The sequence below is a fragment of the Bradyrhizobium sacchari genome (assembly GCF_002068095.1).
In the GTDB taxonomy this organism is placed as follows: Bacteria; Pseudomonadota; Alphaproteobacteria; order Rhizobiales; family Xanthobacteraceae; genus Bradyrhizobium; species Bradyrhizobium sacchari.
The window spans coordinates 648,984-672,263 of record NZ_LWIG01000007.1; the positions used below are offsets into that span (position 1 = coordinate 648,984).

The following is a 23,280-nucleotide window of genomic DNA, read 5'->3' on the forward strand; positions in this document are numbered from 1 at the left end:
GCCCGCCTCTTGGCGCGAGCTATGGTGCGCAATTGCGCGGCTGAGAATCCATTCATCGACTGTGATTGCTGCTCAATGGATACCGGGTTCGCGCTGACGCGCGCCCCGGAATGACGGAAAAGCCGCTAGTGGCCTTGCTGCACCGGCGCCGGCGGCCCGTACGCCTCGCCGTCCCTCGCCGCCACCTTCTCCCGATCTCCGGCCAGCACGCGCTGCACGGCGACGAAGAACACCGGCACCATCAAGAGCGCCAAAATCACCACCGCGATCATGCCGCCCATCACGACGCTGCCGAGCGCCTGCTGGCTGGCGCCGCCCGCGCCGTGGGCGATGGCCATCGGCAGCACGCCGCAGATGAAGGCGAGGCCCGTCATCAGGATCGGGCGGAAGCGCAGGCGGCAGGCCTCGATGGTGGCTTCCACCAGCGGCTTGCCCTCCTTGCGCAGGTCCTTGGCGAACTCGATGATCAGGATCGCGTCCTTGGCGGCGAGGCCGATGATGGTGATGAGACCGACGGTGAAATAGACGTCATTCGGCAGGCCGCGCAGCGTCGCCGCGGCCACGGCACCGACGATGCCGAGCGGCACGGTGAGCAGAACCGCGAGCGGAATCGTCCAGCTCTCGTAGAGCGCGGCGAGGCACAGGAACACCACGAACACCGAGAGCGCAAGCAGGAACGGCGCCTGCGAGCCCGACAGCTTTTCCTGCAGCGATTGGCCGGTCCATTCATAGCCGAAGCCGCGCGGCAGCTTGCCCGCAAGCCGCTCCATCTCGGCGATGGCATCCCCCGAGGTGAAGCCGGGCTTCGCCTCGCCGGAGATGCGCACCGCCGGATAATAGTTGAAGCCGGCGATCTGCGTCGGGCCGCGCGCCCATTCGACGGTGGCGAAGGAGGAGAACGGCACGAGCTGGCCGCGGCTGTTCTTGACGTTGTAGTTGAGGATGTCCTCGGTCCGCATGCGATCGCGGGCATCCGCCTGCACCACGACGCGCTGCATGCGGCCGCGGTTCGGGAAGTCGTTGATGTAGTTCGAGCCGAGATTGGTCGAGATCGTGTTGTTGATGTCCTCGAAGGTGACGCCGAAGGCCCCGGCCTTCTCGCGGTCGATCACGAGATTGACCACGCCGGCCTCGGGGAGGCCTTCGATGTAGACCTTCTGCAGCACCGGGCTCGCATTGGCTTCCGCGATCAGCTGGTCGGCGGCGCGCATCAAAGCCGGATAGCCCTTCTGGCCGCGGTCCTGCAGGCGGAACGAGAAGCCCGAGGAATTGCCGAGATTGTCGATCGGCGGCGGCTGCAGCGCGGAAATTTTTGCATCGCGGATCGAGGACCCCAGATCGCGGTTGATGTCGTTGACGATCGCGGCAGCAGAGTCCTTCGGCCCGCGCTCGGACCAGTCCTTCAAGGTGATGAAGGCCTGCGCGGTGTTCATGCCCTGGCCGGAGAAGCTGAAGCCGGTGAGGAAGGTGACGTTGTCGACGCCCGGCCGCTGCGCCAGATATTTTTCCACCTTCTCGATCACCGCCTCGGTGCGAGCATAGGAGGAATCCGACGGCGTCTGCACGTCGGTGGTGACAAAGCCTTGGTCGTCGATCGGCAGGAAGCCGCCGGGCAGGCTGACGAAGGCCCAGGACAGGCCGACCAGCAGCACGGCGTAAACCAGCATCAGGCGGCCGGTGCGCTTCAGGGAGAAGCCGACCGTGCTCGCGTAACGAAACCGGCAGGCCTCGAGCAGATGATTGAACCGGCTGAACACGAAATTTGTCGAATGGCCGTGGCCCTTGGCAACGGGCTTGAGCAAGGTCGCGCACAGTGCCGGCGTCAGCGACAGCGCCAGGAACGCGGAGAAGCCGATCGCGGCCACCATGGTCACCGAGAACTGGCGGTAGATGATGCCGACCGAGCCCGGGAAGAACGCCATCGGCACGAACACCGCCATCAGCACCAGGGTGATGCCGATGATGGCACCCGTGATCTGCGACATCGCCTTGCGCGTCGCTTCCTTCGGCGACAGCCCCTCCTCGGCCATGATGCGCTCGACGTTCTCGACCACGACGATGGCGTCGTCGACGAGGATGCCGACCGCGAGCACCATGCCGAACATCGAGAGCATGTTGATGGAGTAGCCGGCGAGCAGCAGCGTGCTGCAGGCGCCCAGCAGCGCCACCGGCACCACGATGGTCGGGATGATGGTGTAGCGGATGTTCTGCAGAAACAGGAACATCACCACGAACACCAGCACCACGGCCTCCAGCAGCGTCGTCAGCACCTTCTTGATCGAGGCCTCGACAACAGGCGTGATGTTGTAGGGGATCTCGTAGGAGATGTTGGCCGGGAAGAAGCGCGACAGCTCCTTCATCTTGGCCTCGACCGCGCTCGCGGTCGCGAGCGCATTGCCGGTCGGTGACATCAGCACGGAGAGACCGGCGGTCGGCTTGCCGTCCAGCCGCGTGTTGAACTGATAGCTGAGGCCGCCGACCTCGATGCGCGCGACGTCGCGCAGCCGTACGGTCGAACCATCGGCATTGGCGCGCAGGATGATGGCGCCGAATTCATCGGGCGAGGAGAGCTGGCCCTTGACCAGCACCAGCGCGGAGGTGCGCTGGCTCGAGGTCGACGGCTCGGCGCCGATGCTGCCGGAGGCAACCTGCGCGTTCTGTGCGGCAATGGCCTTGTTGACGTCGTCAGCGGTCAGCCCGTAGCCGACCAGTTTTGCCGGATCGACCCAGACGCGAAGTGAGCGCTCGGTCGAATAGAGCGTGGCGCGGCCGACGCCGGGAATGCGGCGAATCTCGCCGAGCACGTTGCGGATCATGAAGTCGCCGAGGCCGACCTCGTCCAGGCTGCCGTCGGTCGAGTTCAGCGTGATGATCTGGAGCACTGCGCTCGAGGCTTCCTCGATCAAAATGCCCTGCTGGATCACCGCGCGCGGCAGGCGCGCCTCGACGCGCTTGATGCGGTTCTGCACCTCGACCGAGGCGGCGCTGGTGTCGGTGCCCGGCTGGAAATTGGCGATGATCTCGACCTGGCCGAGCGAGTCGCTGGTCGATTCGAAATTGAGGATGCCGGAGGCGCCGTTGAGTTCCTCCTCGATCAGGCGCGTGACGCTGTTGTAGAGGTTTTCCGGCGAAGCGCCGGGATAGCTCGTCGAGATCGAGATCGAGGGCGGTGCGATGATCGGATATTGCGCGATCGGCAGCAGCGGCACCGAGATCGCGCCGATCAGACAGATGAACAGCGCGACCACCCAGGCGAAGATCGGCCTGTCGATGAAGAAACTGGCCATGGCTTTACCGCGTGAGCTTCTGGGCGTGCCTGTTGTCCGCGGTCGCATCCGCTTCCGACCAGGATTGCGGCTTGACCTTGTCGCCGGCGGCGAACTTCTGGAAGCCTTCGACCACGACCTTGTCGCCTGCCTTCAGGCCTTCGGTGACGAACCAGACGCCATCCTGCACCGAGCCCGTGCGCACCGGCTGCACCGCGATGTGGTTGTCGTCCTTGACGACGAACACCTCGCTGCCGCCGCCGCCATTGCGCTGGATCGCCTGCTGCGGCACCGCGATCGCGTCGCTGTCGAGACCCTGGTCGATGCGGACGCGGACATACATGCCCGGCAGCAGCTCGCGCTTGGGATTGGGGAATTCGCCGCGCAGCGTCACCTGGCCGGTATGGGCGTCGACCTTGGCATCGGAGAACAGCAGCTTGCCGTCCAGCGAATAAAGCGTGTTGTCGTCGAGCACGAGCCGCACCTTGGCGGCATCGGCCGCAATGCGCTCGAGATCGCCGCTCTCGAAGGCGCGGCGGAGCTGGTTGAGCTCGGTCACCGACTGGGTGAAGTCGGCGTAGATCGGATCGAGCTGCTGGATGGTCGCGAGATTGGTCTCGTTCTGTACCGCGAGCGCGCCCTCGCTGACGAGGGCAGCGCCGACGACGCCGTCGATCGGCGCGCGCACGGTGGCGTAGTCGAGGTTGAGCTTGGCGCGGGCGAGATCGGCCTTGCGGCCTTCGACCTCGGCATGGGCCTGGCGCTCGGCCGCCACCGCCTTCTCGTTCTCGGCCTCCGGCGCGGCGCGCTGGCTGGTCAGCGTGGCGATACGATGCGCCTGCTGCTTGGCCTGCATCAGCGCAGCCTCGGCCTTGGCGAGCGCGGCCTCGTTCGCCATGACCTCGACCTCGAACGGACGCGGGTCGATGCGATAGAGCGGGTCGCCCGCCTTCACCTCGCTGCCCTGACGGAACAGGCGCTCGACCACGATCCCGGAGACGCGCGGCCGCACGTCGGAGGCGCGCGTCGGCGCGATGCGGCCCGGCAGCTCGCGAACCACGGCGCGCGGCTGCGGCTTGATAACGACGATGCTGACGTCAGGATCGGCGGGCGGAGCGGCAGAGACGGCCGAGCTCGATTCCTCGCAAGCGACGAGCAGCGGCGCAAGGGCCGCGAGCATCATTGCGACGCATGCCGATCGCGCACGAAGTCCTGACATGAAGATAAGTGCCCCGATGTTGTTGGAACTGGTCACGCACCGCGCCAGCCCGTTCTGGGCGATTTGCGCGCAGCGATGCCGTCAAAATAGAATGGAGCTGCTGCGACGCAACGCATGCTGCGGGCGGCTCAATGTCACACGATCTATCGTGCTGAGTTTTTGAGGCTTTTCGGGACTCACCGGATTGTGAGTCCGGTTCCACCACCGGGTGCTGCGACAGAAGATCGCAATCCCGTAAACCTTCAGGCATTCTCCCGTGCGATCACGCCGAGGCAGAAGTCGATGAAGCTCCGCACTTTCGCAGGCTGGTGCTGGCGTGACGGAAACAGCGCATAGAGCGGGAACATTTCACCTGACCATTCCGGAAACAGATTGATCAACGCTCCGCTTTGCACGAGGTGACTGCTGCCGAGCTGGAGAATCTGCGCAATGCCTGCGCCGGCTTCGCAAGCCGAGAGCATGGCGCCGACATCCGAAACCAGAACGCGGGCGGACACCTTCACGGGGAGCACCTCTCTTCCCTTACGAAACTCCCAGTCGAAAGGCCGCTGGTTGGCCGCATCATAGAAACCGATGCAATCGTGGTCCGGGACTTCGGACGGATGTCGTGGCCGGCCGTGCTCGGCGATATAGGCGGGCGAGGCCACGGTGAGAACGCGGGTCTCGACGAGCTTGCGCGCCACCAAAGAACCCTGCGGCGGCTCACCGAACCGCAGCGCGAGATCGAAGCCACCAGCGCCGATATCTCCGATCGCGTCGCGCATGAGAAGCTCCAGCGAGACCTGCGGATGCTGCACCAGGAACATCCTGATATGGGATGACAGGACGATGCGTGAGAAGAACGGATCGACGTTCACCCTGAGCCGTCCACGTACGATGCCGGCTGAGCCCGAAGCCTCGGTTGCAGCTTCTTCAATGCCGGCAAGGTGCGGTCCGACGCGCTCGTAGAATCGTCGCCCCTCGTCCGTCAAGGAGAGCGAGCGCGTTGTGCGTTCAAGCAATCTGACCCCGACGCGCGCCTCCAGACGCGATATGGCGCGGCTGACGGCAGAAGCAGTCAGGCCCAGCGCATCGGCCGCGCGTGCGATGGTGCCGGCCTCGATGACGGCCGAGAGGACAGTCACACCCGATAGCAACCGTCCATCGAAGGGCATCGCAATTCCTGATTTATATGAATGTCTATTTTGACATAACGGAAATTGGATCCGCAATCACCATCTGACATCAGTGTCGCCACCGAAGACGCGGAGGCGAACATGACGAAACGGTCTTATTTTCCGAGCATCAAACATTGCGCACGCTGGACGCTGCTGGGAGCGTCGCTGCTTTCGATCGCCGCCTCTGCCGGCGCACAAACTGACGCATCTGCCCCAGGCACAAGAAAGGAAGCAATCATGACGATGAAGCAGGACCTCGCGACGCGGTCGAACGAGATTCACTGGCCGGAGCGGTTCAATCCTGCGACGGCGGATCTGTTTGCGCACAACGAGCTTCTCATCAATGCGTCATGCGAGAAGGTCTGGAGCCACATCGTGGACGCCAGCAAGTGGCCGCAATGGTATCCGAACTCCAGGGACGTCGTACTTCCGGAGGGCACCAAGGTTCTGGGCAAGGACACGACGTGGCGATGGAGCACGTTCGGCCTCTCGATCGAGAGCAAGGTGAACGAATACGTGCCGCATGCGCGCCTCGGCTGGTACGGTTACGCGCCGGGGACACAACCGAGCTTCTATCATACCTGGTACCTGGCCCCTCGAGGCGCACGCTGCCTAGTCGTCACCGATGAAGCCGGTGTCGGCAAGGATGCCGCGCACCTGCGAGAGACCGATGAGACCCTGCTGCACCGGGGCCACGATCTGTGGCTCGCGACATTGAAGTGGGTGTGCGAGGGCAATTGACGGGGTTGCCGGGGAATGGGGCGCGGCATGCATCGGTACGCACGCTAATCGGCAGTCTTCATCCGGTACCGGCTGACACCCCACTCCGTGCCGTCGGCATGGCCGAACAGGCCTGATGTCGCGAGGCAGAACCAGCGCCGGCGCCGCATCCAGAGACCGGCGTCGTCGCCATAGATCTCGCGCAAGGCCGCCTCGATCGTCTCGCGATGCGTGTCGAGATTGGCGAGCCAGTCGTTGGCGGTGCGCTGATAATGCGTGCCGCTCCAGCACCATTCCTTCTCGACCGAGAAGATGTCGTCGAATTGCCGGACGAGGTGATGGCTCGCCATCAGTCCGCCGGTGAAGACGTGCTGTGCGATCCAGTCCTCCCGATCGGCCCGGTCGAACAGATGGGAGCCGCTGCGATGGGTGGCGATATGCATGAAGAAGCGCCCCTCGGGCGCGAGCCATGAGCGCAGGCGGGTCATCAGCTTGCGCCAGTTCATCACGCGCTCGAACGTCTCGACCGCGACGATGCGATCGAACTGTCTCTCGGGCGCGAACGCGTTCATGTCGGCGGTGACCACGCGCAGGTTCGACAGCCGGCGCTGCCGCGCCGCCTCCTCGATGAAGCCGCGCTGGGCCTGCGAGTTCGACACCGCCGTCACGGTCGCGTTCGGAAACTGCCGCGCCATCCACAGCGACAGCGAGCCCCAGCGGCAGCCGAGTTCGAGGATGGCCTGGCCATCGGCGAGACCGGCATGCTCGACGGTCTGGCGCAGCGCCTCCTCCTCCGCCTCCTGCAGCGTGGTCACGTCGGTCTTGTAGAAGCAGCACGAGGATTTGCGGTTGGGGCCGAGCACCTTCGCGACAAAGGACGCGGGCAGCTCCTCATGCCCGGCGTCCCCGGCGATCGGCCGCAGCAGCATCCGCCCGGCGATGGCGGCATCGTCGGCCGCATCATGCGCGGCGAGACGGGCTGCGGTGCGGGAGCAGAGGCGCTGGATCGCCGCGCGGATCACGACATCCGGCAGCGGCACGCGTTCGGCAGTCCCGATGATCGCGGAAACGACGCTCATGCGACCACTCCCTTGGTCAGGTCTCGTGGGGCAGCGGGGAAGAACGGACAGGCGCCGGCAACGAGCCGGGGCAGCCACAGGGCTCCGGTGGCCTGCGGAATGCCGAGGATTTGCAAATTACGCGTTATCAAAGCGCGGTTTCCGCTTCGGGTTCCGGCGCTTCCCCCGAAATCCGCGCATCCGGCGCTTTTTTTGGGCCGGGCCTGTGCCATAGTGCGCACCGCAATCACGTTCGTAACGGATGATACCGGCCATGCCGTCAGGCGCCTCGCCCCGCTCTCCCATGGACATCGAATACACAAAACTGTCCTCGCCCAGCGTCTTCCTGGTGCGGATGCTGGTCTTTCTGGTGCTCTGCACCCTCGTCGGCGTGGTGCTGTACAGGCAGATCATCCAGGCCTTCTTCGCCAATCCCGGGCTCAATGCGCTGATCGGCGGTGTCCTGTTCATCGGCATCATCCTGGCCTTCCGCCAGGTGATCCGGCTCTACCCTGAGGTGTCCTGGGTCAACAATTTCCGCATCGCCGATCCGGGCCTGGCGCCGGCCCGGCACCCGAAACTGCTGGCGCCGATGGCGATGATCCTGGGCGGCGAGCGCACCGGGCGGATGACCATCACCCAGACCACCATGCGGCATCTGCTCGATTCGATCGCGACCCGCCTGGATGAAGCCCGCGACATCTCACGCTACATGACCGGCCTCCTGGTCTTCCTCGGCCTGCTCGGCACCTTCTGGGGCCTGATCGAGACCGTCGGCTCGGTCGGCAAGGTGATCGACGGGCTCAAGGTCGGCGGCGATTCCGGCGCGCTGTTCGACACGCTGAAGGAAGGCCTCGCCGCCCCGCTCGGCGGCATGGGCATCTCGTTCTCGAGCTCCCTGTTCGGCCTCGCCGGCTCGCTGATCCTCGGCTTCCTCGATCTGCAATCGAGCCAGGCGCAGAACCGCTTCTACACCGACCTCGAAGACTGGCTCGCCACCACGGTGCGCGAATATGGCCGCGGCGAGGTGCCGGTCGCCGCCGCCGGCGGCGGCGGGGTTGCCAGCGGCGAGCTTCAGGCCGCCGTCGAACGCCTGCGCTCCGTGCTCGAGGAAGGCAGCGCCAGCCGCGGTACCACGGCGGCGATGGCGAGCCTTGCCGAAGCCATCCAGGCGCTGGTCTCGCACATGCGCACCGAGCAGCAGATGATCCGCGAATGGGCCGACGGCCAGGGCGAGCAGAACCGCGAGATCCGGCGCCTCCTGGAACGGATCGCGCGCCAGCCGGAAAAGGGTTAGCGACATGGCTCTCGCGCGCGGCCGCCGCAGCGAAGGCGCCTTCAATTACTGGCCTGGCTTCGTCGACGCGTTGTCGACGCTGGTGCTGTCGATCGTGTTCCTGCTGTCGGTGTTCCTGGTGGTGCAGTTCTTCCTGTCGCAGGAGGTGACCGGCAAGGACAAGGCACTGGAACAGCTCAATGCCAAGATCGCCCAGCTGAACGAGCTGCTATCGCTGGAGAAACTCGGCAAGCTCACGCTCGACGACCAGGTCTCGCAGCTGAGAGCCGGCCTCGCCTCGGCCGAGTCCGAGCGCGACCGCATCAAGGGCCTCTATGAGGGCCTGGCTGCTGCCGGCAGCGACGCGCAAGGAAAGACCGCCGAGCTCGGCAAGGCGCTGGATTCGGAGAAGGCGGTCTCGACGCGCGCGCTGGCGCAGATCGAGGTGCTGAACCAGCAGATCAGCGCGCTGCGCCGGCAACTGGCAGCGCTGGAGGAGGCGCTGGATGCCTCCGAGAAGCGCGACAAGGAATCGCAGAACCGGATCGCGGATCTCGGCTCGCGCCTGAATGTCGCGCTGGCGCAGCGCGTGCAGGAATTGTCGCGCTACCGCTCGGAGTTCTTCGGCCGCCTGCGTGCCATCCTCGGCAACCGCCCCGACATCCGCGTGGTCGGCGACCGCTTCGTGTTCCAGTCCGAAGTGTTCTTCGATACCGGCCAGGCGACGCTGCTGCCCGAGGGCCGCGCCGAGCTCGACACTGTCGCGAATGCGCTGATCGAGCTCGACAAGAAGATCCCGGCCGAAATCGCCTGGGTGCTGCGCGTCGACGGCCACACCGACGTGCGGCCGGTGAGCGGCGCGAACTTCAAGTCGAACTGGGACCTCTCCGCCGCCCGCGCCATCTCCGTGGTGCAATATCTGATCTCGCTCGGCGTGCCCGCCCAGCGCCTCGTCGCCGCCGGGTTCGGCGAATTCCAGCCGCTTGACACCGGCAACACGGAAGAGGCCTTCAGGCGCAACCGCCGCATCGAGCTGAAGCTGACGGAGCGGTAGTGAGGTCGGATACACCGCAGTTCGTCATTGCCAGGCTTGACCCGGCAATCCATCACGGAAGATGTTTGGAGGTGGATGGATGGCGGGGCATAGGCGAGTGGAAGCGACGCCGTCCTTCGGACGGCTATGCCCGGCCATGAGGAGTGTATTCCGATGATCCTCCTCCGCCCCTACCGGCCCGAGGACGAGGCAGCTTCGATCGACCTCTGGCATCGGACCTGGCAGCAGGCCTATCCGCAGATCGATTTTGCCGCGCGGCTGGACTGGTGGCGCGAGCGCTGGCGCAAGGATCTGGTGCCGAAGGCCCAAATCGTCGTCGCAGAACAGGACGGCGTGCTGACCGGTTTCGTCACCATCGACGGCGAAGGCTATCTCGACCAGCTCGTGGTCGATCCCGCACGTTGGGGCTCGGACGCGGCACGGCTGCTGGTGGATGAGGCCAAGCGCCTGTCGCCTTCGGGCGTCACGCTGCTCGTCAACAAGGACAATGCCCGCGCCATTCGCTTCTACGAGCGCAACGGCTTTGCCCATGCCGGCGACGACGTGAACCCGACCTCGGGCCGGCCGGTGCTGAAGATGGTGTGGCAGGCGTGAGGCCTGTTAGTCAGGGATCCCGCGGCGCCGGTTATTCGTTGTCCCAGGCATGACAAGCCGATGGAGACGATCGATGAAGCTGAGCGAGCTGGCCAACGGGTCCTCGGTGATGCTGGGCGTCATCGTCGCCGGATATCTGTCGACGACCTATGTCGACCAGCGCTTTGCGACAGCGAGCGTCCCTGCGCAGACGACCAGCCCCGGATCGTCAGCCTGCGTAGACGCGGATGGAAGCTGGAAGAACTGGCTGTGGCCGAACGTTCCGGCGCTGTCGCCGAAGTGCCGGTAAGGTGCGAAGCTCCCTCGACACGTCATTGCGAGCGCAGCGAAGCAATCCAGAGTCTTTCCGCTGAGGCAGTCTGGATTGCTTCGCTGCGCTCGCAATGACGAGAGTGAGGCGACGCCTCACGCCCCCTCGAACTGCAGCCGCGCGAGCCTTGCGTAGAGCCCGTTCGCGGCCACGAGCTCGGCATGCGTGCCCTGCTCGACGATCTTGCCGTGGTCCATCACCAGGATGCGGTCGCAGGAGAGCACGGTTGCGAGGCGATGGGCGATCACCAGCGTGGTGCGGTGGCTCATCAATTCTTCCAGCGCGGTCTGCACCAGCGTCTCGCTTTCGGCATCGAGCGCAGAGGTGGCTTCATCCAGCAGCAGGAGCGGCGCATCGCGCAAAATGGCGCGGGCGATCGCAATGCGCTGGCGCTGGCCGCCGGAGAGCGTCACGCCACGCTCGCCGAGCGGGGTGTCGAAGCCTTCGGGCAGGCGGCGGATGAACTCGGCGGCGTGCGCGAGCTCGGCGGCGCGCTCGACCTCGGCATCGGTCGCATCGGGCCGGCCGAAGCGGATGTTCTCGCGGGCGCTGGCGGCAAACACGTTGGATTCCTGCGGCACCAGCGCGATGCGGGAGCGGAAGTCGCGGGGATCGGCGGACTTCACGGCCACGCCGTCGAGCGAGATCGCGCCACCACGCGGATCGTAGAAGCGCAGCAGCAGATGGAAGATCGTGCTCTTGCCGGCGCCGGAGGGACCGACGATCGCGACCTTCTCGCCGGGCCGCACGGTGAACGACACGGCATCGAGCACGTTGACGTCGGGGCGCGCCGGATAGGCGAAGCTGACGCGGTCGAAGCCGACCTCGCCGCGCGGCGGCACCGGCAAAGCGCGCGGTGCAGCGGGCGCTGCGATCTCGGGCTGCACATGCAGGATCTCGAACAGGCGCTCGGCGGCGCCCGAGGCCGCCGACACCTCGCCCCAGACCTCGCTGAGCTGGCCGAGGCCGGCGGCGGCAAAGGCCGCATAGAGCACGAACTGGCCGAGCCGGCCGGGCGTGATGGCACCGGTGAGCACGTCATGCGAGCCGATCCAGAGGATCGCGACCACGCTTGCGAACACGATGAAGATGATGATGGCGGTGAGCACGGCGCGGGCCTGGGTCGAGGTGCGCGCGGCCTCATAGGCCTGTTCGACCTCGCCGCCGAAACGCTTCTCGGCGAAGCCCTCGCTGGTATAGGCCTGCACGGTGCGGATCGCGCCGACCAGCTCGCCGGCATAGGCGGAGGCATCGGCGAGCGTGTCCTGCGCGTTGCGCGACAGCCGCCGCACCCAGCGCCCGAAGGCGACCAGCGGCAGCACGATCAAGGGTATCGCCAGCAGCACGAAGCCTGACAGCTTTGGGCTGGTGATCACCATCATGGCGGCCGCGCCGAAGAACATCATCAGATTGCGCAGCGCGATCGACACGGAGGCGCCGACGGCGGACTTGATCTGGGTGGTGTCGGCGGTGAGGCGCGAGATCAGCTCGCCGCTGCGCGCGGAATCGAAGAAGGATGGCGACAGCGACAACAGATGCGCGAAGACGTCGCGCCTGAGATCGGCGACGATGCGCTCGCCGATCGTCATCACGAGGTAGTAGCGCGCAGCGCTCGCCAGCGCGAGCACGGCGACCACCGCGATCATCACCGAGAAGTAGCTGTTGATCAGCTCGATGCCCTCGGGCGTCAGGCCGAAATCGATCATCCGGCGCACCGCCACCGGCACCAGCAGCGTGGTCAGCGCCGCGATCGTGAGCGCAACAAAGGCGAGCGCGGCGCGGCCGCGATAGCGGCTCACATAGGGCGCGAGCGCCAGCAGCGGCCGCAGCTTCGCGCGCCCCTTGGCGGGCTGCTCGATCAGCTCGGCCTCGATCGATGGGGCGTCTGCCGGCGCGGTGTCGCGCCCGTCGCGGTACTGGTCGTCAAGCCGTTCGACTGCGCTCATGAGATCGGACCCAAGAAGACAATTCTCCCCACATAGGCCGGTGCAGGAGGAGTGGCAAATCCGGGATGTCCCTTAGGGGACGGCCCGGTTCTCCAGTCCCCACAATGGCTTGTTTTAAGGGGGCCTGTGGGGTATAGAGCCGCCCAAATCCGTCATCGATCATCACTCTAGCGATAGGCGCAGGGCGCCGAGGAATTGCCATGAAAGCCGAAATTCATCCGAATTATCATACGATTACGGTCGTGATGACCGACGGTTCCGAGTACCAGACCCGCTCGACCTGGGGCAAGGAAGGCGACAAGCTGCACCTCGACATCGACCCGAAGTCGCACCCGGCCTGGACCGGCGGCTCCGCCCAGATCATGGACCGCGGCGGCCGCGTCTCGCGCTTCCAGAAGAAGTTTTCGGGCTTTCTCAAAAAGGATTGATCCGGCCGCCAAGGCTGGAGACGAAAAACGCCCCCGGGACACCGGGGGCGTTTTTGTTTTGGGGGCTACCGTCATTGCGAGGAGCACTTGCGACGAAGCAATCCAGACTGCCTCTGCCGAGACCTTCTGGATTGCTTCGCTTCGCTCGCAATGACGGGGCGGGACCTTACCGCTCGAACGCGGCCTTCAGCGCGTTGAGGTGCGGCACCAGCGGGTTGCCGATGGCGACGTGCTCGGCCGGCGGGGTGTGGATCGAGGTGTCGAGGCGGCGGACGCGGGTCTGCAGGCTCATCGAGCGATGGATCAGTTCCTGAAGCTGCAGGGGCAGCTTCTCGATGGTGTCGGCGGGGCCGGGATCGGCAGCGGTCAGCTTGACCTTGGTCTTCTCGCGGTTGGCCTGCATCAACGTCATCTCGCCTTCCTTCACCGCGCGGTGCAGCAGCAGCCAGGAGGCGAGCTGCATCAGGCGGGTGGTCAGGCGCATGCTCTCGGTCGCGTAGGTGAGGCTGACGGCGCGGTCGAGCGCCTTGGCCTCGACGCGGCCGGCGCCGTCGAGATAGGCCGCGGTCTCTTCAACGAGGTCCATGCCCTCGCGGAACAGGGCGCCGAACGCCGCAGAATTGGTGAATCGCTCGCTGAGTTGAACGAGAGCACCTTCGGCTTGCAAACGTTCCATGGTTAACGCCCCTTACGCAACTGTTTACCCGTCCGGCTCTTGGCGCCGGATTATGATGAACAAATCATTGCGCGGGTGAGACGCGGAGTCCAGCGACAAGCGCGGATATGGTTTCCGCGGGTCATTCCTCGGAATTCAACCATGAATAGACTCTTGTTTAGACGCAAAAAAAGAGCCGCCGGAGACCGGCGGCTTTGAAAGTTGATAACAGGGAGGCGTCAAACAGAGTGGACAGGAGCCACTCGGTGTCCAAACGAGGACAGCTCCAGTCATAAACCCGAAAGCTTAATCGACCGTAAACGAACGAATTTTTTGAGGGTTCGTTAGCCATGTCGGCCAGCGGCCGAGTGCGATGCGGAACAAAACCCTTTCGTCGCACCGGGCCAGTTGGGCACGGGCATTTGGTACTGGCTGGCGCCACGCTCCGCTGTCGTCCCGGCGAAGGCTGTTGGTGTGACGACGACTACGACTTGAAGAAACTGTTCGCGGCATCGCGCGAGGCACGCTTTTTGGTGGCGGCCTCTTCCAGTCTGGCGATTTCGGTCTTCAGGAGAACCACGCGCTCGGTCAGTTCCTCCACTGACAAGAGTGAGAGGTCCTGTCCGATTTCGTGCGTGACCTTCTTGCGCGGGCGGTCATCATCTTCCATCGCCATGTCGTTTCTCCTGGGTCCGCGGACCGGACCATACGGCTGAGACGGTTGCCAGCCTCGGCCGCGCTGGCTAAGCAATGGCCTCGTCTCCTCCCGCACCTTTGCTCAAGGATACATCATGGACAAGCTGCCCGCGCAAATGACCGTGGTCGCCATCTCCAAGCCCGGCGGACCGGAGGTGCTGGTGCCGGAACAACGCAGCGTGCCGCAGCCCGGTCCCGACGAGATCCTGGTCAAGGTGATGGCCGCCGGCGTCAATCGGCCTGACGTAGCGCAGCGCTCCGGCGCCTATCCGCCGCCGCCCGGCGCCAGCGACCTGCCCGGCCTCGAGATATCAGGTGAAGTGGTCGCGGTCGGCAGCAACGCCAAGCGGCACAAGATCGGCGACAAGGTGATGTCGCTGGTCGCCGGCGGCGGCTATGCACAGTACTGCATCGCCCAGGACGCCCAGGCGATGAGCGTTCCGCCGGCGCTGTCGATCAAGGAAGCCGGCGCGCTGCCGGAAACCCTGATGACGGTCTGGCACAACGTGTTCGAGCGCGGTGGCCTGAAGGCCGGCGAGACGCTGCTGATCCATGGCGGCTCCTCCGGCATCGGCACCATGGCGATCCAGCTGGCGAAAGCGTTCGGCGCAAAAGTGTTCGTCACCGTGGGATCGCAGGACAAGATCGATGCCTGCCTCAAGCTGGGTGCCGACCGCGCCATCAACTACAAGACGGAAGACTTCGTCACCGTCGTCAAGGAAGAGACCAACAAGGCCGGCGTGAACCTGATCCTCGACATGGTCGCCGGCGACTACGTGGACCGCAACTACGACGCCGCCGCCGTCGACGGCCGCATCGTCCAGATCGCGACCCTCAACGGTCCCAAGGTCAGCGTCAATATCGCCAAGGTCATGGTCAAGCGCCTGACCCATACCGGCTCGACGCTGCGCCCCCGTAGTAATGCGGACAAGGCCGCAATGGTGGCCGCAATCGAGCAGAAAGTGATGCCGCTTTTGCGCGAAGGCCGCATCAAACCGGTGATGGACAGCGCTTTCCCGCTGGAAAAGGCCGCCGACGCGCACCGGCGCATGGAAACGAGCGCACATATTGGCAAAATTGTGTTGGAGGCCTAGGCCGCTGGCCCACAGGGGACAGCGGAAACCCTTTGATTTTCCTCGCTTTCGTGGCATCTATCGCGACGCACCGAACCAATTCTGTCCGGTGTGAAATCGTCTTCCACCGAAGAGTTGCGTCGAACGCGGAGAACTGACCTTGCGTCTGATCAGGTGCCTCGCGCCCATCGCGCTGGGCCTCATGATTCTTGTCGCCGCGTATCCCGCGCGCGCGCTTGACGCCGTCAGCGTCCGCGGTGACGCGCCCGCAATCGACCTCACCGGTGTGCTCGAGCATCAACGCAGCGATGCCGACCGCATCCAGGTCTCGACCGCACCCGGCACCGACGGCATCGTTCGCCGCATCGAGGTGCGCGCCCGCGAGGGCGGGCAGAACTGGGTGGTGTTCGCGCTCGCCAACAACACCGACGACCAGCTCGACCGCCTGATCGTCGCGCCGCATTATCGCATCGTCTCGTCCGGCCTGTTGTGGCCCGACCTCGGCCTGTCGCGCATCGCGACCATCACACCTTCGACTGGCGACCGGCCGGAACGGCAGGAGAGCCCGACCGCCGACGTGTTCCGCGTCACGCTCGATCCCGGCGCCGTCATCACCTTCGTCGCAGAGCTGCGCACCGACAAGCTGCCGCAGCTCTATCTGTGGGAACCTGAGGCCTACAAGGACAAGGTCAACTCGTTCACGCTATACCAGGGCATCGTGATCGGCATCTCCGGTCTTTTGGCTCTCGTTCTCACCATTCTGTTCGTGGTGAAGGGCAGCATCATGTTCCCGGCCGCCGCGGCGCTGGCCTGGGCGGTGCTGGTCTATATCGGCGTCGATTTCGGCTTCTGGGGCAAGGTGCTCGACATGTCGAACAACGCCGAGCGCATCTGGCGCGCGGCGGGCGAGGCGATCCTGGCGGCGACGTTGCTGGTGTTCCTGTTCGCCTACCTGAATCTCAGTCGCTGGCACGTGCGCTATTCGCACATCACGGTGGGCTGGCTCGCATTCCTGGGATCTCTCGTCGCGCTCGCGCTGTTCGATCCGGCGGTCGCCTCCGGCATCGCGCGCATCTCGCTGGTGCTGATCGCCTTCGCCGGCTTTGCGCTGATCGTCTATCTCTCGACCCACGGCTTCGACCGCGCGGTGCTCCTGATCCCGACCTGGTTCCTCCTCGTGGTCTGGGTGGTCGCAGCCGGCATGACGGTCGCGGGCTCCGTCACCAACGACATCGTCGGCCCAGCGCTGCTCGGCGGCCTCGTGCTGATCGTGATGCTGATCGGCTTCACGGTGATGCAGCACGCCTTTGCCGGCGGCGGCGCCACCACCGGCATCGTCTCCGACATCGAGCGGCGGGCCCTGGCGCTGGCCGGTTCCGGCGATCTGATCTGGGACTGGGACGTGTCCGCCGACAAGGTTTTTACCAGCCCCGAGACCGAGGCCCTGCTCGGGCTGAAGCGCGGCACGCTCGAAGGGCCCGCAGCCTCCTGGCTCGAGGTGCTGCATCCGCTCGATCAGGACCGTTTCCGCGCCGCGCTCGACAGCGTGCTCGACCAGCGCCGCGGCCGCCTGGTGCAGGATTTCCGCCTGCGCACCCCCGACGGCCATTTCATGTGGTTCGCGCTGAAGGCGCGCCCCGTTGTCGGCTCCGACGGAGAAGTCTCGCGCGTGGTCGGCACGCTCACCGACGTCACCGAGCTGCGCAACGCCGAGGAGCGCCTGCTGCACGATTCCGTGCATGACAACCTCACCGGCCTGCCCAACCGAAAACTGTTCATGGACCGGCTCGGCGCCGTCGCGCATTTCGCCAAGACCATGCCGACGCTGCGGCCGACGCTGATGGTGATCGACCTCGACCGCTTCAAGCAGGTCAACGATTCCGTCGGCATTGCGGTCGGCGATTCCATCCTGCTGACGCTCGCCCGCCGCCTCACCCGCATCCTGAAGCCGCAGGACACGCTGGCGCGGCTTGCCGGCGACCAGTTCGGCCTGATCCTGCTGTCGGAGCAGGACCCGGCGCGGATCACCAATTTCGCCGAGACCATCCGCAAGACCATCCGCGCGCCGATCGCCTTCAACGACCGCGAGATCTTCCTCACCGCCTCGATCGGCCTTGCGCTGTCCGATCCGCAAACCCAGCTCACGGACGAGATCATCAAGGACGCCGAGCTTGCGATGTATCATTCCAAGCGCATCGGCGGCGACCGCATCGACGTCTACAAGCCGGCCATGCGCGCGCGGAAAACCGACCGCCTGACGCTGGAGAGCGAGCTGCGCCGCGCCATAGAGCGGCAGGAGATCACCATCCTGTACCAGCCGATCGTGCGGCTGGAGGATCGTTCCGTCGCCGGCTTCGAGGCGCTGGCGCGCTGGGATCATCCCAAGCTCGGGCGCATGGCGCCGTCGGAGTTCATCTCAATCGCCGAAGAGACCGGCCTGATCGTCGACCTCGGCATGTTCGTGCTCGACCAGACCGCAAAGCAGCTGTCGGTGTGGCAGCGCGCGATGCGCTCGCGCGAGCCGATCTTCGCAAGCGTCAACGTCTCCTCGCGGCAGCTCCTGCGTCACGACCTGATCCACGACATCCGCACCGTGCTGTCGCGCTCCTCGGTGGCGCGCGGCACGCTGAAGCTGGAGCTGACGGAATCGCTGGTGATGGAGAATCCGGAGCACGCCGCGCAAATGCTGACGCGCATTCGCGAGCTCGGCACCGGCCTGTCGCTCGACGATTTCGGCACCGGCCATTCGTCGCTCGCCTATCTGCAGCGCTTCCCGTTCGACACCATCAAGATCGACCAGTCCTTCGTGCGCACCACCAACCGCGGCACGCGCCCGGTGATCCTGAAATCGATCATCGCGCTCGCGCACGATCTTGGCATGGACGTCGTCGCCGAAGGGGCCGAGACCGATTCCGACGCGGTCGAGCTCTACCAGATGGGCTGCGAATACGCGCAAGGCTTTGCCTTCGGCGAGCCGATGGACGCGGACGCGGCGATGCGCCTCCTGACCGAAGTGCGGCTGGAAGCGGCGAGCTGACCTCCCTCCCTCTGCCCGTCTCGAGGGCCGCCCGTGAAGCCACCCGCTGAGGCGGCGATGAAGCCGTGCTTGATCCAGATCAATGGTCCGCGGCTCAACCGCCGCGAAAGATGGGGCGCATTCGATCCAGAACGGTTTCGTCATCGAGGTCGTCGGGCTCGCCACTGTCGTTCCCGACGTTCCCTCACACCTCAAGCGCAACGGCTGGAATGACCAGACCAAGCGCCTCCTTCTCAGGAGTTACGGATGACCCGGCACCTTCTCTACGCGATCACCCTCATGGGCACCGGAATGTTCCTCGCCCCCTCGGCCGAAGCAGTGACGGCCGCCCGATGCGAGGATCGAGGCGCAAACTGCATCGGCACTTGCGCCGACTACGCCGGCGGCGCCGGTGACGTCCGGGGCCGCCAGAACGTGTGCATGCGCGCCTGCGACCGGCAGACAACCAGATGTCTGATACGAGCACACGCCGCCGACGAACGCTGGTCCGGTGCTCGCCAATGAAGGCCTTGGCTCGACACCCCGGCTAAAGCGCGATGAGATTTGGATGAATCATCATCGCGCTTTAGGTTGTCGTTTACGCATGATCTTTTCGGAAAACCGCTTCGCTCTTTTCCGGATCATGCTTTAGCGGCAGCCGCGGCCTCACCTGCGCTGGGATTTCTGCTTCCTGAACCGCACGCTCTGGCCATCGGGCATCCGCGTCGCCACGAAGCCGGCGGCGAGGCAGGCTTCGCGCTGCGGCATCTGGATGTCGGGGCTGCGCAGACTGTCCCACCACGAGGCACGATTGGCCGCGCGCGGCAGGGCCGCGCCGATGATCTCCTCGATCTCTTCGAAGCTCAGGACGAATTCGGCCTGCTTCTGCCGCAGCAGATAGTCGCGCAACGCGTCGTAGTCGTTCACAATCGTCCTCTCGTCGGTGCCCGAGGATCGGGCCTGCCTGAAAACGTCAGTCGCATAAACCGATTCTTAACTCATTGCGGCAGCGCCGTACCAGCTTAAACACTGCTCAAGGTTTAGGGCGCATCCATCAGGGTCGGGAGCAAATGATGCTGTCTGGATGGCGCGAAGTCATGGCCCGCCGGCCGTGGCGGATTTCGGCGAAGCTGCTGATCATCTCGTCCGTGGTGACGGTGATCGGCTTTTCCGCCATTTGCGTCAACGTCATGCTGGACATGCGCCGCGGCGAGGAGGCGCTGGCCCGCCAGACGCTGGAAAACCTCGCCACCACCATCGAGTCCGATATCAGCCGCAACATCGAGATCTACGATCTGTCGCTGAAGGCGGTCGCCAGCAACATGCTGCTGCCGGAGCTCGCCACGGTCTCGAAGGCGATCCGGCACCTGATCCTGTTCGATCACGCGACGACAGCCCGGCATTTCGGCGCCATCCAGGTCTATGACCCCGAGGGCAGGCTGACCATCGATGCATCCACGCTCGATCCGTCCCCCGAGAACCGCGGCGACGAGGACTATTTCAGGGTTCACCGCGACAATCCCGGCGCCGGTCTCTTCATCAGCCGCCCGATGCTGTTTCGCGGCGCCTATTCGATCGTGCTGAGCCGGCGCATCAGCGACACCGACGGCGGCTTCCTCGGCGTCGTCGCCGGCGCGATCCGCTTCGGCTATTTCCACGAATTGTTCGAGCGCCTGAGCCTCGACCCCGAAGACACCATCACCGTGCTCAAGCGCGACCGCACCATCATGATGCGGCGACCATTCGATCTCGACGTGATCGGCCGCAACCTGAACGACCGTCAGAGCTGGAAGGCCGACAATCTCCGCGCCGGCAGCTCCTTTGCGGGACAAGGCCCCGTCGACACCACGCCGCGGCTCTATGTGCGCAGCAGCGGTGACAGCGCGCTGTTCGTCGTGGCCGGCAAGCCCTTGAGCGCCGTGTTCGAGCTGTGGCAGAAGGAAGCCTATCGAATCGGCGCCGTGGTGCTGGCGCTCATCGTCTTCATGCTGGCATCGACGCTCGTGCTCGCGCGCGAGATCGGCCGGCGCGCCGAAGCCGAGCGTAAGCTCGAGGAGCTGGCGACGACCGATGCGCTCACCGGCCTGAAGAACCGCCGCAAGTTCGACACCGTCATCGACGTCGAATGGCGGCGCGCCATGCGCCAGAGGACGCCGGTCGCGCTTCTGATGATCGATGCCGATCACTTCAAGGCCTACAACGACACATACGGCCATCAGGCCGGCGACCAGGTGCTGGTCGGCATCGCCATCTGCATTTCGGACTCGGTGCGGCGCGCCGGCGACTGCGCCGCGCGCTATGGCGGCGAGGAATTCGCGATGCTGCTGCCGGACACTTCAGCCTCTGAGGCCTTCAAGGTCGCCGAGACGATCCGTCTCAAGGTGCAGGGCTGGTCCGACGACCAGGCGACATCGACGGTGTCTTGCGGCATCGCCAGCCTCGTCCCCAGCGCCGGCATGGACTGGGCGATCCTGGTCGCCGCCGCCGACAAGGCGCTCTATGCCGCCAAAGCCGGCGGCCGCAACCAGTCCGTGGTCGCGAGCCTGCCGAAGCTGTCGCTGGTGGCGTGAGGGGTTCACTCCCCGTCATTGCGAGGAGCTCTTGCGACAAAGCAATCCAGACTTTCTCGGCGGACGGATCCTGGATTGCTTCGCTTCGCTCGCAATGACGCCGGCGCCTACTGCCCCAGATACTTCTTCATCTCCGCGATCAGCCCGTCGCGCAGCTCGGGACGCTTCAGGCCGTAGGCGATGTTGGCGCGGAGGAAGCCGGGCTTTGAGCCGCAATCATGACGCTCGCCCTCGAACTCGACGCCGTAGAATTTCTGCGACTTGGCGAGGCCGATCATGGCGTCGGTGAGCTGGATCTCGCCGCCGGCGCCGCGCTCCTGCGTTTCGAGGATATTGAAGATCTCCGGCTGCAGGATGTAGCGGCCGGTGATCGAGAGGTTGGAGGGCGCGGTGCCCTTGGCCGGCTTCTCGACCATGCCGTCGACCTCGAACATCTTGCCGGTTCGTTTTCCGACGCCGCAGATGCCGTATTGATGGGTGAGATGGTCGGGCACGGCCTCGACCGCAATCAGATTGGATTTCTCGCCGAGCTTGGACGCCGTCTCGATCATCTGCTTCAGGCAGCCGGGCGTGTTGAGCACGAGCTCGTCCGGCAGCACGACCGCGAACGGCTCGTTGCCGACGATGTCGCGCGCGCACCAGACCGCATGGCCGAGGCCGAGCGGCGCCTGCTGGCGGGTGAAGCTGACGGCGCCGGCATCCGGCTGGTTCTGCGCCAGGATCTCCTGCTCGGCCTTCTTGCCGCGCGCGGCCAGCGTCGCGTCGAGCTCGTACATTCTGTCGAAGTGATCTTCGATGACATTTTTGTTGCGGCCGGTGACGAAGATGAAGTGCTCGATGCCGGCCTCCCTTGCTTCGTCGTAGACGTACTGGATCAGCGGCTTGTCGACGATGGTCAGCATCTCCTTCGGCATCGCCTTGGTGGCGGGCAGGACGCGAGTACCGAGGCCGGCGACGGGAAATACGGCTTTGCGGATTTTCATGGGATTGATCGAATACCTGAGGGCATGCGTGACGGGAGCAATGGCATCTTGCTAGCTTGTTTGCAGCCGCTAACAAAGGCGGATGTGGGGCCTCGCGCGTGCCGCGTTAAGAAAAAAGCAGCCACTAAAATTTCACCTTTGTTAAGCTATTGGCAACCGGTACCGGGCCTCCTGATGGCGGATTTTTGGCCGGACAGGTGGGACATGATGCAATCGATGGCAGGGCTGGCAAAACGTGCCGCATCCGTGACTGGCGGAGTGATGATCGCGGCCGCCTTGTTGCTGCCGCCTTGCGCACACGCTCAGGCGCAGAACGGGCTGTCGAACCTGTTCGGCGGCATCTTCTCAGGCTCGAACCCAGCTCCTTCACAACCCGCGCCTGGCCCCGGCGGCGCCCAGCCCTGGAGCGGCGAGGATGGCGCCTCCGGCCATCCGCTGATGACGGCCGCCGCGATCCGCGAGGCTGCCGGCAATTTCAACCATTGCGTTGCCGGGATGTGGCCCGATGCCGCACGGCGCGGCATCACCCAGGACAACTTCCAGCGCTTCACCGCGGGCCTCAGCCCCGATCTGCGCATCATGGACCTGATGGACTCGCAGCCGGAGTTCACCAAGTCGATCTGGGACTATCTCGACATTCTCGTGAACGACAATCGCCTCGCCAAGGGCCGCGAGGTGCTCGCCAAATACAAGGCGCAGTTCGATGCCACGGAAAGGGCCACCGGCGTCGATCGCTACATCATCGCCGCGATCTGGGGCATCGAGTCCAACTACTCGACGCAGATGGGCGACCGCAGTGTGCTGCAATCAACCGCGACGCTCGCCTGCGTCGGCCGCCGCCAGGCCTATTTCAAGGATGAATTCCTCTCCGCATTGGAGATCCTCAACCGCGGCGATCTCCGCCCGGAGCAGATGCGCGGCTCCTGGGCCGGGGCTTTCGGCCCGACCCAGTTCATGCCGACCGCGTTCAAGCGCTTTGCCGTCGACGGCGACGGCGACGGACGGCGCGACGTCGTCGACAATCCCACTGATTTGATCGCCTCCACCGCCAACAATCTGAAGAAGGACGGCTGGCAGTCGGGCCAGACCTGGGGCTTCGAGGTGGTGGTGCCGCAAGGCTTCAACTACATGCTGGCCGACCGCGCCAAGGCGATGACGATCGCGCAATGGGAGAAGCTCGGGCTGAAGCGCCCGACGGGCCAGCCCTTCCCGCACCCGGCCGAGAAAGCCTATCTGCTGGCGCCGGCGGGCGCGCAGGG

Annotated in this window: 20 protein-coding genes and 1 pseudogene; 12 read left to right on the plus strand and 9 right to left on the minus strand. The window is 65.1% G+C overall.

Annotated features, from left to right (window positions below):
• Positions 1 to 125 precede the first annotated feature (125 nt).
• The 3 genes from A5906_RS09535 to A5906_RS09545 all read right to left on the minus strand — a co-directional run bounded on the left by A5906_RS09535 (position 126) and on the right by A5906_RS09545 (position 5,639).
• A complete protein-coding gene (locus A5906_RS09535; RefSeq protein ID WP_080134935.1) occupies positions 126 to 3,287 on the minus strand; it encodes a multidrug efflux RND transporter permease subunit in 3,162 nt (1,053 codons plus the stop codon).
• Positions 3,288 to 3,291: 4 nt separating this feature from the next.
• The gene (locus A5906_RS09540; RefSeq protein ID WP_136615087.1) at positions 3,292 to 4,485 is read right to left on the minus strand and encodes an efflux RND transporter periplasmic adaptor subunit; all 1,194 of its coding nucleotides are present in this window, start codon (positions 4,483 to 4,485) and stop codon (positions 3,292 to 3,294) included.
• Between the two features lie 242 nt (positions 4,486 to 4,727).
• The gene (locus A5906_RS09545; RefSeq protein ID WP_080134937.1) at positions 4,728 to 5,639 is read right to left on the minus strand and encodes a LysR family transcriptional regulator; all 912 of its coding nucleotides are present in this window, start codon (positions 5,637 to 5,639) and stop codon (positions 4,728 to 4,730) included.
• Positions 5,640 to 5,879: 240 nt separating this feature from the next.
• Here A5906_RS09545 and A5906_RS09550 point away from each other — a divergent pair, with 240 nt between their 5' ends.
• Positions 5,880 to 6,383: an SRPBCC family protein gene (locus A5906_RS09550; RefSeq protein WP_161495380.1), complete on the plus strand. Its 504-nt coding sequence runs from the start codon at positions 5,880 to 5,882 to the stop codon at positions 6,381 to 6,383.
• Positions 6,384 to 6,427: 44 nt separating this feature from the next.
• Here the strand turns inward: A5906_RS09550 and A5906_RS09555 are convergent, their stop codons facing one another.
• Positions 6,428 to 7,441, minus strand: coding sequence for an SAM-dependent methyltransferase (locus A5906_RS09555; RefSeq protein WP_080134939.1), 1,014 nt, complete (start codon positions 7,439 to 7,441; stop codon positions 6,428 to 6,430).
• A 253-nt stretch (positions 7,442 to 7,694) separates the two neighbouring features.
• Between A5906_RS09555 and A5906_RS09560 the strand changes: the two genes are divergently transcribed.
• The 4 genes from A5906_RS09560 (at position 7,695) to A5906_RS09575 (ending at position 10,633) form a co-directional block, all read left to right on the plus strand.
• Positions 7,695 to 8,717, plus strand: a complete 1,023-nt coding sequence (locus A5906_RS09560) for a flagellar motor protein MotA (protein ID WP_080134940.1) — start codon at positions 7,695 to 7,697, stop codon at positions 8,715 to 8,717.
• A gap of 4 nt (positions 8,718 to 8,721) precedes the next feature.
• Positions 8,722 to 9,750, plus strand: a complete 1,029-nt coding sequence (locus A5906_RS09565) for a peptidoglycan -binding protein (RefSeq protein WP_080134941.1) — start codon at positions 8,722 to 8,724, stop codon at positions 9,748 to 9,750.
• Between the two features lie 153 nt (positions 9,751 to 9,903).
• A complete protein-coding gene (locus A5906_RS09570) occupies positions 9,904 to 10,344 on the plus strand; it encodes a GNAT family N-acetyltransferase (protein ID WP_080134942.1) in 441 nt (146 codons plus the stop codon).
• Positions 10,345 to 10,417: 73 nt separating this feature from the next.
• Positions 10,418 to 10,633, plus strand: a complete 216-nt coding sequence (locus A5906_RS09575) for a hypothetical protein (RefSeq protein ID WP_080134943.1) — start codon at positions 10,418 to 10,420, stop codon at positions 10,631 to 10,633.
• Positions 10,634 to 10,749: 116 nt separating this feature from the next.
• Here A5906_RS09575 and A5906_RS09580 read toward each other — a convergent pair whose 3' ends face one another.
• Positions 10,750 to 12,600 (minus strand): ABC transporter ATP-binding protein/permease, encoded by a 1,851-nt coding sequence (locus A5906_RS09580; protein WP_080134944.1) that lies wholly within the window; start codon positions 12,598 to 12,600, stop codon positions 10,750 to 10,752.
• Positions 12,601 to 12,800: 200 nt separating this feature from the next.
• On the opposite strand from A5906_RS09580, the gene rpmE reads away from it, so the two are divergent.
• Positions 12,801 to 13,028, plus strand: coding sequence for a 50S ribosomal protein L31 (rpmE, locus tag A5906_RS09585; protein ID WP_080134945.1), 228 nt, complete (start codon positions 12,801 to 12,803; stop codon positions 13,026 to 13,028).
• 166 nt (positions 13,029 to 13,194) lie between these two features.
• Here the strand turns inward: rpmE and rcdA are convergent, their stop codons facing one another.
• Positions 13,195 to 13,704 carry a protease adaptor protein RcdA gene (gene rcdA, locus A5906_RS09590; RefSeq protein WP_080134946.1) on the minus strand — a complete coding sequence of 170 codons (510 nt, stop codon included), beginning with the start codon at positions 13,702 to 13,704 and terminating at the stop codon, positions 13,195 to 13,197.
• A 463-nt stretch (positions 13,705 to 14,167) separates the two neighbouring features.
• A complete protein-coding gene (locus A5906_RS09595; protein WP_080134947.1) occupies positions 14,168 to 14,359 on the minus strand; it encodes a DUF1192 domain-containing protein in 192 nt (63 codons plus the stop codon).
• Between the two features lie 115 nt (positions 14,360 to 14,474).
• Here A5906_RS09595 and A5906_RS09600 point away from each other — a divergent pair, with 115 nt between their 5' ends.
• From A5906_RS09600 to A5906_RS09610, 4 genes are all read left to right on the plus strand, one after another.
• Positions 14,475 to 15,473, plus strand: a complete 999-nt coding sequence (locus A5906_RS09600) for an NAD(P)H-quinone oxidoreductase (protein ID WP_080134948.1) — start codon at positions 14,475 to 14,477, stop codon at positions 15,471 to 15,473.
• Positions 15,474 to 15,612: 139 nt separating this feature from the next.
• Positions 15,613 to 18,489: an EAL domain-containing protein gene (locus tag A5906_RS09605; RefSeq protein ID WP_080134949.1), complete on the plus strand. Its 2,877-nt coding sequence runs from the start codon at positions 15,613 to 15,615 to the stop codon at positions 18,487 to 18,489.
• 82 nt (positions 18,490 to 18,571) lie between these two features.
• A complete protein-coding gene (locus A5906_RS42500) occupies positions 18,572 to 18,739 on the plus strand; it encodes a hypothetical protein (protein WP_161495381.1) in 168 nt (55 codons plus the stop codon).
• On the plus strand, positions 18,736 to 18,993 hold the full coding sequence (locus tag A5906_RS09610; RefSeq protein ID WP_080134950.1) for a hypothetical protein: 258 nt from the start codon (positions 18,736 to 18,738) through the stop codon (positions 18,991 to 18,993). The genes A5906_RS42500 and A5906_RS09610 overlap by 4 nt, the downstream gene beginning before the upstream one ends.
• Before the next feature lie 141 nt (positions 18,994 to 19,134).
• Here A5906_RS09610 and A5906_RS09615 read toward each other — a convergent pair whose 3' ends face one another.
• Positions 19,135 to 19,395 (minus strand): DUF7662 domain-containing protein, encoded by a 261-nt coding sequence (locus tag A5906_RS09615; protein ID WP_080134951.1) that lies wholly within the window; start codon positions 19,393 to 19,395, stop codon positions 19,135 to 19,137.
• Between the two features lie 146 nt (positions 19,396 to 19,541).
• Between A5906_RS09615 and A5906_RS09620 the strand changes: the two genes are divergently transcribed.
• Positions 19,542 to 21,038 carry a sensor domain-containing diguanylate cyclase gene (locus A5906_RS09620; protein ID WP_080135248.1) on the plus strand — a complete coding sequence of 499 codons (1,497 nt, stop codon included), beginning with the start codon at positions 19,542 to 19,544 and terminating at the stop codon, positions 21,036 to 21,038.
• A 107-nt stretch (positions 21,039 to 21,145) separates the two neighbouring features.
• Here the strand turns inward: A5906_RS09620 and A5906_RS09625 are convergent, their stop codons facing one another.
• A complete protein-coding gene (locus A5906_RS09625; RefSeq protein ID WP_080134952.1) occupies positions 21,146 to 22,021 on the minus strand; it encodes a UTP--glucose-1-phosphate uridylyltransferase in 876 nt (291 codons plus the stop codon).
• Positions 22,022 to 22,282: 261 nt separating this feature from the next.
• On the opposite strand from A5906_RS09625, the pseudogene A5906_RS09630 reads away from it, so the two are divergent.
• A pseudogene (locus A5906_RS09630) lies at positions 22,283 to 23,280 on the plus strand (lytic murein transglycosylase); the annotation flags it as partial.